At 47.3% G+C, this 12,418-nt stretch carries 8 protein-coding genes; 7 read left to right on the forward strand and 1 reads right to left on the reverse strand.

Going from position 1 to position 12,418, the window contains the following annotated elements; genetic code table 11:
* Positions 1-77: 77 nt before the first annotated feature.
* From F3I09_RS19790 to F3I09_RS19800, 3 genes are all read left to right on the forward strand, one after another.
* The gene (locus F3I09_RS19790; protein ID WP_149696777.1) at positions 78-674 is read left to right on the forward strand and encodes a TetR/AcrR family transcriptional regulator; all 597 of its coding nucleotides are present in this window, start codon (positions 78-80) and stop codon (positions 672-674) included.
* A gap of 81 nt (positions 675-755) precedes the next feature.
* The gene (locus tag F3I09_RS19795) at positions 756-1,358 is read left to right on the forward strand and encodes a Crp/Fnr family transcriptional regulator (protein ID WP_149696778.1); all 603 of its coding nucleotides are present in this window, start codon (positions 756-758) and stop codon (positions 1,356-1,358) included.
* Positions 1,359-1,479: 121 nt separating this feature from the next.
* Positions 1,480-2,274, forward strand: coding sequence for an alpha/beta fold hydrolase (locus tag F3I09_RS19800; protein ID WP_223233306.1), 795 nt, complete (start codon positions 1,480-1,482; stop codon positions 2,272-2,274).
* A 2-nt stretch (positions 2,275-2,276) separates the two neighbouring features.
* Here F3I09_RS19800 and F3I09_RS19805 read toward each other — a convergent pair whose 3' ends face one another.
* Positions 2,277-3,329 carry a LacI family DNA-binding transcriptional regulator gene (locus F3I09_RS19805; protein WP_149696780.1) on the reverse strand — a complete coding sequence of 351 codons (1,053 nt, stop codon included), beginning with the start codon at positions 3,327-3,329 and terminating at the stop codon, positions 2,277-2,279.
* Positions 3,330-3,554: 225 nt separating this feature from the next.
* On the opposite strand from F3I09_RS19805, the gene F3I09_RS19810 reads away from it, so the two are divergent.
* Genes F3I09_RS19810 through F3I09_RS19825 form a run of 4 tightly spaced genes read left to right on the forward strand, consistent with a single transcriptional unit; the run spans position 3,555 to position 12,417 of the window.
* Complete coding sequence (locus F3I09_RS19810; RefSeq protein WP_149696781.1) at positions 3,555-6,575, forward strand: TonB-dependent receptor; 3,021 nt, start codon at positions 3,555-3,557, stop codon at positions 6,573-6,575.
* Positions 6,576-6,601: 26 nt separating this feature from the next.
* Positions 6,602-8,101, forward strand: coding sequence for a RagB/SusD family nutrient uptake outer membrane protein (locus tag F3I09_RS19815; protein ID WP_149696782.1), 1,500 nt, complete (start codon positions 6,602-6,604; stop codon positions 8,099-8,101).
* 12 nt (positions 8,102-8,113) lie between these two features.
* Positions 8,114-10,678 (forward strand): glycerophosphoryl diester phosphodiesterase, encoded by a 2,565-nt coding sequence (locus F3I09_RS19820; protein WP_149696783.1) that lies wholly within the window; start codon positions 8,114-8,116, stop codon positions 10,676-10,678.
* The gene (locus tag F3I09_RS19825) at positions 10,675-12,417 is read left to right on the forward strand and encodes a sodium:solute symporter family protein (protein ID WP_149696784.1); all 1,743 of its coding nucleotides are present in this window, start codon (positions 10,675-10,677) and stop codon (positions 12,415-12,417) included. Before F3I09_RS19820 ends, F3I09_RS19825 begins: the two co-directional genes overlap by 4 nt.
* Position 12,418 lies beyond the last annotated feature (1 nt).

Consider the following 12,418-nt stretch of genomic DNA (forward strand, 5'->3'; position numbering starts at 1 on the left):
GGGGTATTATTTTACGTGGAAATGACAAAATGAACAATCGTTCATTCTATATTTGTAAAGACAAAAATCGATCAGGAATGAACAAAGCGGAGAAAACCAGGCAATTTATTATTGAAAAGACAGCACCACTGTTTAATACAAAAGGCGTCGCTGCCACGGCAGTTACTGACATTATGGAAGTGACGCAGATGGCAAAAGGGAGCCTTTACGTCCATTTTCAAAATAAGGAGGAGCTGTCTTATTGTGCGGTTGACTGGAATCTGAAACAGTTCATGGATAAAATATCTGCAGAAGCAGAAAAATATACCGGTGCGAAGGAGAAATTTTTTGGTCTGCTGGACTATTTAAGTGATCCACTTAATCCGCCGGTACAAGGTGGTTGCCCCATGATGAATTTTGGTATGGAAGCGGATGATACCAGCCCGGTGATCAGGGAGAAAGTACATCAGACTATTTGTACAGTTCAGCAGGGAATGGTGGATATCCTGGAGCAGGGAATGGCGGACGGAATATTTAACCCCAACTGGAATTACCGTGAGTTTGCCCTGAAAGCATATGCCATGATAGAAGGGGGGATATTGGTTGCCCGGGTTTCAAAAGATATTACCCAGATGAAAATGCTGGTTGACATTCTGAAACGTGAAATAGATGAACAAACCATCGTCCGGAAATAGCGTCAAAGCGCAGACATCATTATTTTAACAAGTCGTTGTATGTGAACGGCACTTACGGTAAGAAAAAAGGACAACCAGCGTATGGACAGAATTGAACGATTGAAGAACGTCATTCATCAGTTGTCTGATATGGATGAGGAGAGTTTTGCTATATCAATTCCTTACTGGCAACATCGGTCTTATAAGAAAGGGGAATTCTATAATGAGTATAAAAACGTCTGCAAATATCTCGGTTTTGTGCTCTCAGGTGTTTTTCGCGTATACAAATATCATGAGCTGTCCGGTACGGAAAGGAATATGCTTTTCTTTACCAGTGACCAGTTTATGAGTTCGTTCAAAAGTTTTTTAAGCCAGACAGGCTGTGAATATTTTACAGCATCAATGGCTGAATCGGAGATCATGTACATTCATTATGATGATCTTCAGCACCTTTATAAAACCTCACCAGCCTGGGAACGCTTCGGCAGAATATTCGCTGAGTCGGCGCTTAACGTTGTCATGAGTAATACGGAAGGTTTTCTGTTTAAAACTCCGGAAGCCAGATATGCAGAAATGCTGAAGTTACATCCTGATATTGTTCAGTCTGTGCCTTTATATCATATCGCATCCTACCTCGGCATAGAAGGTCCATCACTAAGCAGGATCCGGAAACGTATATTGCAGAAGCAGCAATCTCTGAGATGATATATTGTTGTTCCGGGTACATTGTAATTTTAACTTCGGTTAAAATTATCCATTGTTTTCAAAGATAGTTTTGTGTTGCCTTTATAAGCAGGCAACATAAATTATGAATAAAATAATGTTAATGCTGCTATTTGCAGTTAGTTACAATGTGGTACTTTCATCATGTTCAAAAGATGATGATCATGTAAGTTTATCGTCTAAAACTTATGTACTTGTACACGGGGCATGGCAGGCGCCGTATGTTTGGGATTCCGTAAAGCTGGGCCTTGAAAGGGAAGGGCATAAGGTGATCGTTGTAACATTGCCAGGTCATGCTGCTGACCAGACCGCACCTCAAAATTTAACTATTGATGTTTACAGGGATAAGGTCATTGATGCATTGTCGAAAGTAAATGGTAAAGCTATTCTCGTAGGCCATAGTCTGGGGGGTGTTGTTATTTCAGCTGTGGCTGAACAGGTGCCCTCAAAAATTGAAAAATTGGTTTACATAGGTGCTTTCCTGCCCGCTAGTGGCCAATCTTTGTTAGATATTGCACAAACAGATGCCGGTTCACAGCTAGGCAAATCACTGTTGCCTTCATCTGATCAACTGACGCTCGATGTCGTACATGAAAACATTGTTGATATCTTTATCCAGGACGGTTCAGAAGAAGTGAAACAACGCTTACTGAGCAATTACAGGGTTGAGCCGGCAATACCTTTTACGAATAAGGTAATACTTACTGATGCAAAGTATGGCTCAGTTCCTAAAGTATATATAAAGACCTTACAGGACCATGTAATATCACCTGCTTTGCAGGACCATATGGCCGCTGCAGCTGGTATTAAATCCCTTTATCAGCTTAATACCAGCCATTCTCCGTTTTTATCAAAACCGGATTCAGTAACCGTACTATTAACAAAGATCGCACAGTAACTTTATTTATTTCTCAATTTTGATGGCGATACAGTTGACTCGCGAACAATAAGTTTCGTGGGCAACTGTATCGTAGGCGCTTTCTTGATAGTATAATCATTTTTAACCTTCGCTTTTAATTCCTGCAATAGCATCTCTGCGGCAGTACGACCAATATCAGCAGTGGGCTGCGCTACTGTTGTAAGACCAGGATATACCAGCTGCGCCGAGAAGTCATTGCTGAAACCGACAATGGCAATGTCTTCAGGAATTCTTAATCCCTTTGCTTTTACTACTTCCATAGCTGCAATAGCAGTAGGATCATTGATGGCGAACAAGGCATCCGGCGGGGTGGCCAGGTCCAGGAAGTGTTTCATGTAGATCTTCACCTTTTCTGTGGTCAGGTCGTATGACAATACAAGATCAGGATTGTAAGGGATGTCATGTTTCTTCAATGCATCAAGGTAACCCTGTCTGCGCAAACGCGTATTTACCAGTGATTCCGGCCCTGCCAGATGAGCGATGCGCTTACGCCCTATGGCAATAAGGTGTTCCACTGCCTGGAAGGCAGCTTCATAATCGTTGACCACCACATTCGGTACATTCATATCGTCTGGTACACGGTTGAAGAACACCAGTGGCACGCCTCTCCGCTGCGCCAGCGTAAAGTGATCGAAATTACGCGTCTCTTTTGTATGCGATACAATGATACCATCCACACGATAAGACAGCAACAGCTTCATATTGGATACTTCTGATTCATAGGATTCATTCTGCTGACAGATCACCACATTGTAACCCGCCGCCTGCATCACATCCTGCACGCCTACAATAACAGATGGGAAATACGTAGACATAAACTCAGGCACCATGATACCGATGGTATTGGTGGTGTGTTTGCTGAAGCCCAGCGCCAGCGAGTTACGCTGGTATTCCATGGAACTGGCCAGTTCAAGCACCGCCTTGCGGGTGGGCTCCTTTACGTTGGGATGACCCGTGAGCGCCCGGGAAACCGTGGATTTGGAGATGTTCAATTGACGCGCGATATCTATAATGGTCGTGTACTTCGACTTCATACGTGGACGATTTTAGTGAACGGGGATATAAAAATAAGCTTTTGGGAACTATCCCAAAAAATTGGAACCGTTCCCATCAAAAAAACTCCTGAAAATATTTTGATCCATCAAATTGTTTGTGAAAATTTGAACCATCTTAATTCCATGTTACGTAGAAAATGCCGGTAAATACAGCATTCTGGTACTATTCATTTTATGCCGGCTTAACAACCTAGAACCACAGTTATGAAAAAACACGTTATTCATTTCATGGGAATTTTCCCAATCTTACTGCTCCCAATAATTGCCTTTTCGCAGCAGTTGACTGTGAAAGGGAGGGTAACGGGCGCTGAAAACGGGGAGGCGCTGCCAGGGGTTACGGTCAGGGTAAAAGGGGCCGGCACAGGAACAGTGTCCGGGCCGGATGGCGCTTATTCATTGTCGCTTAAACAGGCAGACGTTTCACTGGTTTTCACTTTCACGGGATACGTCACGCAGGAGATACCTGTTGCGGGCAGGAGTCAGCTGAATGTGGTGCTGCAGGCCAGTAAAAAAGATCTTGATGAGGTGGTGGTAGTGGGCTATGGTACACAACAGAAGGCAAATGTGGCAGGTGCGATTGCGTCTGTCAAAACAGCTGATCTGAAACAGACGCCTATCTCTAATGTGGTACAGGGCTTACAGGGGCGTGTATCTGGTGTGCAGATCACACAGAACTCCGCAGCCCCGGGAGGCAGTATTAGTATGCGCATCAGAGGTGTGAACTCTATCAATGGTACTTCGGAGCCGCTTTATGTAGTGGATGGTGTACAGCTGTCAAATTCCGGTGGAGTTAACGATGTTAGTTCCCTGTCCATCGTCAATCCCAATGATATAGAATCTGTCGCGGTACTGAAAGATGCTTCTGCTACGGCTATCTATGGTGCGAGAGCGGCGAATGGAGTAGTGTTGATCACCACTAAACGCGGTAAGGCCGGTAAGACGGTGGTCAGCTATGATGGCTATTACGGTGTACAGAAAACTACCCGGAAAATGGAGATGATGAACGCGGCTGAATTTGCCGCGCTGGAGAATGAAGTGTTCAAGACGAATATTTATGATAATCCTGCTGCACTGGGTGAGGGGGTGGACTGGCAGGATCTTATTTTCCGCGATGCACCTATGCAGAATCACCAGGTCACAGTAGCAGGCGGTTCGGAGAAAACACAGTTTGCCCTGTCTGGTAACTATTTCAAACAGGAAGGTGTGGTGATCAACTCTGACTTTACCCGTTATTCTTTCCGCCTGAATTTTGATCACCGGGTCAATGACCTGCTAAGGGTAGGGGCCAGTATCCTGACCAGTTATGTCGTGAATAACTCGATCCCTACGGGGGCTACCAGCATTGATGCGGGAGTGATTACCCAAAGCATCCTGGGGGCTGCTATGGGTGCGCCGCCTACCTTAAAGCCTTACAGGGAAGACGGCAAAATATGGCCCTTTGGTGATCAGGAGAATGGCCGTTACCGCGAGGTAGTGAATCCCATAGGCCTGTCTATGATCCTCAACAGGGATAAGATCAACAGGACGCTGGGAAATATTTATGCAGAGATCAGTCCTCTGAAGGGACTTACCTATCGTGCTAACTTCAACCCTGTATTATCAGGATCGCTGAACGATTATTATTCTCCCCGCGCTATTATGAACAGCGGCGATCTTGCTGCCGGTGGTGGTACTGCGGGAAAGACCAATGCAAACACTATTGTTTTACTGCATGAAAGCATCATTACATACGAAACGCGTATTGCAAAAGAGCACTCACTGAAAGTGACTGGTCTGTTCGCTACGCAGGCCAATAGCTCCAACTCCAATACGATCAGCGCCAGTAAATTTCCTAATGACGCCACCCTCAACGAAGCGGTGCAGCTGGCCACGGAAAGGACGGTGGGCAGCGGCCGTTCCAGGGATAGGCTGGACTCCTACATGGGACGTATCAACTATGGCTTCCGCGATAAATATATGCTGGACCTGATTGCCCGTGTGGATGGTTCTACGAAGTTCGGTAAGAATAATAAATACGGTTTCTTTCCTGCAGCTGCTATCGCATGGCGGGCTTCGGAAGAACCCTTTATGAAAGGCAGCAATACTATCAGTAATCTGAAGTTCCGATTCAGTTATGGTTTGACGGGTAATGCAGGTGCTATCGATGCGTATAAATCGCTGTCTCTACAGGGTACTACCGGCATGTATTATTTTAATCACGCAGCCATGACCGGTATCAGGCCTACAGGTATCGCCAATGAGGACCTGAAATGGGAACGCTCTCTTCAGGCTGACTTCGGCTTTGACCTGGGATTATGGAAAGACCGCGTAAACGTCACAGCGGATATCTATCATAAGAAAACAGACGATCTGCTTTTTGTGAAGACATTGCCTGGTTCTTCAGGATACAATGAAGTGACCGGCAACTTTGCAAGTATGGAAAACAAGGGTATAGAGTTGTCAATGGATGCGATCATTCTCGATAAAGCAGTAAGATGGTCTGTGGCAGGAAACATCTCCCTGAATCGAAATAAACTGACCAGACTTGACGGCGGACTAACAGAATATGCGGTGAGTAATTACCAGGTAATGAGAGTAGGCGAGCCCCTGGGATTGTTCAAGACCTACATGTTTAATGGCATCTACCAACAGGATGAAACTGTGCTGGAAGGCTCCGGTAGCCGTATTGGCGGGGTAAAGGTAAGGGATCTCAATAAGGATAATGTGATCAGCGCCAGCGACCAGGAAATTGTAGGGAATGCCAATCCTTCCTTCATCTATGGATTTTCCACTAACCTGAGTTTCAAACGTTTTGATCTCAGTGCATTCTTTGCCGGTACACAGGGGAATAAGGTGTACAATCTTGTACGTTATTCCTTCGAGAACCCGCTGGGCAGCAGGAATATGTACAAAGCGCTGGTGAATCGCTGGTCAGCTACGAATCCCAGTAATGAATATGTAAGCGGTTTCCAGGGAGGACGCATTCCGCTGACAGACCGTTTCATGGAAGACGGCTCCTTCCTGCGTTGCAAGAATATCACGGTAGGATACCGTTTACCAAAGATCAGGAATATCAGTTCTGCAAGGGTATATGTAAGTGCGAACAACCTGTTCACCATCACTGACTATACCGGTTTTGATCCGGAAGTGAACACGTTTGGCAACTCCAACAAACAGATAGGAGTGGACAACCTTGTGTATCCCACTGCCCGTTCTTTCCTGCTGGGACTGCAGGTAGGTTTCTGATATCTCATTCTTAAAAATGCTTCAACATGCGAAACATACTTTTACGATATAGTGTTGTCTCTCTCTTCACCTTATCCTGTTTTTCCTGCAGTAAACTGGAAGAGACGCCCTATTCATCCATTTATACAGAAAATTTTTACCAGACTGCAGAAGATGCGGAAGCCGCGCTGGCTGCAGTATATAGTGAGCTGGCCGATCTGTATGCTGGTCCTTCGGCATTGCTGGTTCCTGACTTCAGTGCAGACCAGGTGTATCCGCGTCCCGTTGTGGGACGGGATACGTACACACTTTTTAGTTTTGATCCCCAGTATAGTGCGGTGGTTAGCTACGGCCGGTCCAACGAATCACCTATTGATATATGGAACAATTGTTATGCAGGCATTGAAAATGCCAACTGGGTATTGCTGAAGGTGCCCAATACAAAGATGAGTAATGAGGCGCGTAAGAAGGGGATTATTGGAGAGGCTTACTTTTTGCGGGCATTCTTCCACTGGTTCCTGGCAAAGAACTTCGGTGATGTTGTGATCCGTATCAAAGCCAGTCAGTCGATCAATGATGCTTATGTTAGCAAAAGTCCTAAGGCAGATGTATACAGACAGATCTTCCAGGATCTTGATTCTGCGGAGGCTAATCTGCCTGACTACAGCGGATCGCTGATAAAAGGCCGTCCGTGTAAGGAAGCCGCTGCGGCCTTATATGCCAAGGCAGCGCTCTATAATGAGAACTGGGCAGTATCGCTGCGTGAAGCGCAGAAGGTGCTGAACAGTGCTACAGGCATAGGGCTGATGGACAATGTGACCGATGTATACGATGCTACCCGTGAAGATGCAGCGAGGAAGGAGAACCTGTGGGCATTCGAAGCAGAGTCTGTTACCAATGGCCGCAGCTCTCAGATCATGAGTTTGTATGGTCCGCCGGGAAGCGCTGCTCCTGCGTATGGCGCCACATCCTATGGATCAGCGTTTGCTTACCAGGCTTTCTTCGATTCATTCGATCCGAAGGATAAACGGAGACTGCTGCTGGATACCAATTATGTCAACAAACAAGGTGTGACAGTGCGGCAGTCGGCTATTACACCTGTTACCACACATGGCGTGCTGGTGAAGAAATATGCAGACCGTAATTCTGTTGGTGGGCTTCATAGCACCAACATTCCTATCTTAAGAGTGGCAGATGTATATCTCATCGCTGCAGAAGCGGAAGCGAAGCTGAATGGCGCAACGGCTAATGCTTATCAGTACATCAACAGGGTAAGGACCCGCGCAGGATTGGATGGACTGACAGAAGGACTGGGTGGCGATGCGTTCATTGCAGCGGTATTACAGGAGCGTAGCTGGGAGCTGTTTGCTGAAGGTGACCGCTGGTATGACCTTACACGTACCAATACCTTCCGGCAGGTGATTCCCGGGGCTGTCAATGATGTATACCGCGTGAGAAATCCGCAAGCGAGGAACCAGTATTTTCCCATTCCTCAAAGTGAAGTGAATGCTAACAATCTGCTGAAACAAAACCCTGCATGGCAGTAAAATGAAACAGGCATGAGATGGATAGTAATGTTTTATAGTGTGATCATCCTCTTCTGCGGACAGCGTGTATATGCGCAACGTTTGCAGAATGATAAGCTGTTGCTGGAATGGTCGCATACGAAAGAAGGATACCGGCTTAAAGGTCTTAACATAGCTGGTAGGGGGCTGAGCAATCTGTCGGGCGAGTACCTGTTACTGTATAGTGCAGGTAAGCCCGACAGCACACCGGACCTGCATTATGCGGATACACATCCCGGTGGTTTTTCGCTGAAAGAATACAACTACCTGGTGCGGAACTGGGAGAGTAATTTAAGCCCGGTGAGTATGAACACCGCCGGTACAGCTATCCACTTTTATCCGGATAAAGTAGAAAAGACAGCAGATGGGCTGGTATTTTCAGGAACATCCAAAGACTGGGACCTGAGCGCCAAATGGCAGCTGGATGAGCGATTCCATCATGATATACTGGTGAATATCACGCTAAGGGCAAAGCGGGCGGGTTATTATTCGATCGCTACGCCTACGTTGGCAACGGTGAAAGATAAGCAGCCTGATTTTGCCATGATACCCGGGTATTTTCAAAGTAATACCGTACAACATGATCTCGTACTTAGCTATGGTTATGGACAGGGGATACCCGATAAACCGGTTATTTTCCGGGAACGTACCGCCAGTACATTAAGTCCGCTGGTAACGAAAGACGGTATTACTCTTGCTGTCATACCCGAACCGGGAACAGGGCGTGATCCCTGGGAAAAAGATGAGAATACACATAATCTCTGGAAACTGGGACTGTCCGTGATGAACAGGGAAGGTGCTTATACGCCGGTCGCTTATCATCCAGTACTGGGACAAACCGGTTCGTACATGGATGCGGGAGAACAACGCACCTTTTCTTTCAGATATACGGTGCAGCCGGCAGACTGGTATACAGTGTACAATCACGCGGTGAATGATATATACCGTTTCCCGGATCAGCTGAAACTGAAAACAACGCGGCAGTCTGTATCTGACAGGATCATGTCCATGCTGCACTATCTGGATAACGACAGTACTTCCATGTGGCATACCTTCCAATATAAGGGACTTGAGATCGGTGCACAGGCATACCTGGGCGGGGTAGTAGGTTCCGGCAGGGATGCTATGAAGAATTCTGATTATGGAGCTATGTGGATGCTGGCAACTATTACCGGCGACAGTGTGTTGCTGAAGAAACGTTTGCCGGCCGCCCTGAATTTTAAACTGGCGCAGCAACAGGCGGAACCGGGCTTTTTCCAGGGTGCAGCTGTCGGCCAGTACTACCTGTGGAAAAAGCAACGTTTTACGGAAGAATGGGGCACTTATGTGGAGCCTGTCGCATTGACTTACTATACCATGCTGGACATGGGAAATATATTACTGTTTGAGCCTGACAATAAGCTCTTGCTGCAACGACTTCGCCTGGGAGCGGATAAGTTACTGCAATGGCAGCATGCTGACGGTCACTGGGAAGTAGCTTATGACGACGCTACGACAAAGGCTGTCTTTAAAGATATTCCCGATCTGCGTCCGACCTTCTATGGGCTACTGGTGGCTTATCGTATACTGAATGATAAAAAGTACCTGGCGGCAGCACGCAAGGGGGCTGACTGGCTGATGCGTGAGGGCGTTGACAAGGGAGCTTTCCTTGGGGTATGCGGAGATGCCCGTTTTGTGGCCGATTTTGCCACAGGGCAGACCGTTCAGGCTTTGTTGGACCTGTATGATCTCTGCGGCGAAGAACGGTATAAAAAGGCCGCTATCGCCGCTGCGCGGATATATACCGCATCTGTGTATACGCACCCAATTCCTTCAAGGGCAAAAAAGATGGTGAAGGGACAGGAATGGGAAGACTGGCAGATCAGCCAGGCGGGGCTGAGTTTTGAACATGGCGGCAGCCTGGGGTCAGCGAATTTGCATGGACCTATTATGCTGGCCAGTCATGCCGGTATGTTCGTACGTCTTTTTGCGCTTACACATGATTCCCTGTTTATCAACATGGCCCGTGCAGCCATCTGGGGGCGGGATGCTTTTGTCGATAAAACTACGCGTGTGGCGTCTTACTACTGGACGACGATGAACGCCGGAGCCGGCCCTTATCCGCATCATGCATGGTGGCAGGTGGGATTGCTGACGGATTACCTGGTATCGGAAACTAGCCTCCGCAGTAGAGGAAACATTAGTTTTCCTCATGGCTTTATTACGCCCAAAGTAGGGCCGCATACCTGTTACGGATTTGCCCCTGGAAAGATATTCGGTAAAGCGGCCCGGTTATATATGCCGGATGGTATGCTAAAAGTAATTAATCCGCAGGTAGACTACATCGCTGCATTAAGTACAACAAATGACAAAATATATATCATGCTGCTGAATGATGATGACGAGGCGCAGCAGACGGTACTGCAGTTTGACGCTGCTAAGGTGAAGAAGGGACAAGGCATTACTGCCAGCATCCTGGATGAGACAGGGAGGAAGGAAGGAATGGAAATTACCAGCCCGGAATGGCAGGTGCAGATACCGCCATTTGGCTTGAAAATACTTGAGATCAGTTTATTATGAAGTCGACCATAGATACCACTGTTATATTCGTTTTTTCAGCCTTTGTGCTGTTCATCGGATTGTTGTTTGCCCGCACGGGAAGGAATATGAAATCCTTCTTTGCAGGAGGGGAAGCGGTGCCCTGGTTTATCGGGGGACTGTCCCTCTTTATGAGTTTCTTTTCTGCCGGCACTTTTGTGGCGTGGGGCAGCATCGCTTATAAATACGGCTTCGTGTCTGTCACCATCCAATGGACGATGTGCCTGGGAGGGATCATCACAGCTTTCTTACTGGCGCCGCGGTGGAAGAGGACAGGGGCGCTGACCGCTGCGGAGTTTATCCGCCAGCGATTGGGCGCACCGGTACAGAAATTCTATGTCTATACTTTCCTGATCGTATCACTGGTCAATAAAGGCGCGGTGTTGTACCCGGTGGCAAAGCTGGTGAGCGTATCGCTGGGCTTTCCTTTAACTGCCTGTACGATTGTACTGGGGCTGATGATGATCGCCTATACTGCTATTGGCGGCTTGTGGGCGGTAATGGTGACAGACATCCTGCAGTTTGTGATACTGACAGCCGCTGTGCTGATCGTACTGCCCTTATCGCTGGATGCTGCAGGAGGCTGGGAGCGTTTTGCGCATAATGTACCTGAGGATTTCTTCTCTATTACCAATGGGGAGTATACCATTGGATTCATTGCAGCATTTGCATTGTATCATATCAGCTATATCGGCGGGAACTGGACTTTTGTACAACGGTATACCAGCGTGGAATCGCCTGTGGCAGCGAAGAAGGTGGCATTCCTGTTCGCTGCGCTTTACCTGGTGAGTCCTGTTATATGGATGTTGCCACCGATGATCTATAAAAGTATCAACCCGGCGCTGAGCGGCCTGAATACAGAGAATGCGTACCTGGAGGTATGTCGCCTGGTATTGCCTCCGGGGCTTATGGGACTGATGCTGACGGGTATGTATTTTTCTACTTCCGCTACCGCGAATACTACTTTGAATGTTACCTCTGCCGTAATTACCAATGACATCTATAAGGGCGTGATCAATCCGCATGCTACTGATAAGCAGCTGATCCGGATGGCGCGTATGTCAGGGTTGTTGCTGGGTATCGGCATGATAGGCATTGCGTTACTGGTGCCTGCGGTGGGTGGGATGATAGAAGTGGTGCTGAGTATTGCTGCTATTACCGGCGGACCAACATTATTGCCGACGCTCTGGGCTTTGATGTCCAAAAAGCTGACTGGTAAGGCTGCGTTTATTATATCTGGCGTATGCCTGGCAGTGAACCTGCTATTCAAGTTTTTGGTACCCTTCGTGACAACGCTGAAGTTAAGCCGCTCGCAGGAAATGCTGCTGGGTGTAGTATTGCCTTTTATCATGTTGGTGGTATATGAATTTATATTGTGTGCCGGCAAAGCGCCTGCAGATGATTATGTGCAATACCACTCTTTCCGCCTTCAGCAAAAGGCCGCAGCAGGACAATCAGCCGAAGAAGCGGCCGCTATCCGCAGGCAGAACTTATTTGGATTGCGGGTGATCGCTTTTGCGCTGGCATTTACAGCTTTGCTGTTGTACATCCTGTGTATACTGGCGGCAAGCGGAAAAATGCTGGTAGGAGGCATAGCAAGCGTGGTATTGGTGACGGCTGTTATTCCGCTGCTTGCAATAAGAAAACTCAATAACCGTGAAAAACATATCCTCAAAAGGACGCATGCTATAGAACGAAATGATGTGGCGTCATCCCGTTAAA

Origin of the sequence: Chitinophaga sp. CF418, assembly GCF_900142925.1 — a bacterium.
Classification (GTDB): Bacteria; Bacteroidota; Bacteroidia; order Chitinophagales; family Chitinophagaceae; genus Chitinophaga.

What these genes read in the sequence shown, in the direction of transcription:
- F3I09_RS19790 (WP_149696777.1), top strand. Translation starts at nt 78, where the DNA reads ATGAACAAAGCGGAGAAAACCAGGCAATTTATTATTGAAAAGACAGCA.
- F3I09_RS19795 (WP_149696778.1), top strand. Translation starts at nt 756, where the DNA reads ATGGACAGAATTGAACGATTGAAGAACGTCATTCATCAGTTGTCTGAT.
- F3I09_RS19800 (WP_223233306.1), top strand. Translation starts at nt 1,480, where the DNA reads ATGCTGCTATTTGCAGTTAGTTACAATGTGGTACTTTCATCATGTTCA.
- F3I09_RS19805 (WP_149696780.1), bottom strand. Translation starts at nt 3,329, where the DNA reads ATGAAGTCGAAGTACACGACCATTATAGATATCGCGCGTCAATTGAAC.
- F3I09_RS19810 (WP_149696781.1), top strand. Translation starts at nt 3,555, where the DNA reads ATGAAAAAACACGTTATTCATTTCATGGGAATTTTCCCAATCTTACTG.
- F3I09_RS19815 (WP_149696782.1), top strand. Translation starts at nt 6,602, where the DNA reads ATGCGAAACATACTTTTACGATATAGTGTTGTCTCTCTCTTCACCTTA.
- F3I09_RS19820 (WP_149696783.1), top strand. Translation starts at nt 8,114, where the DNA reads ATGAGATGGATAGTAATGTTTTATAGTGTGATCATCCTCTTCTGCGGA.
- F3I09_RS19825 (WP_149696784.1), top strand. Translation starts at nt 10,675, where the DNA reads ATGAAGTCGACCATAGATACCACTGTTATATTCGTTTTTTCAGCCTTT.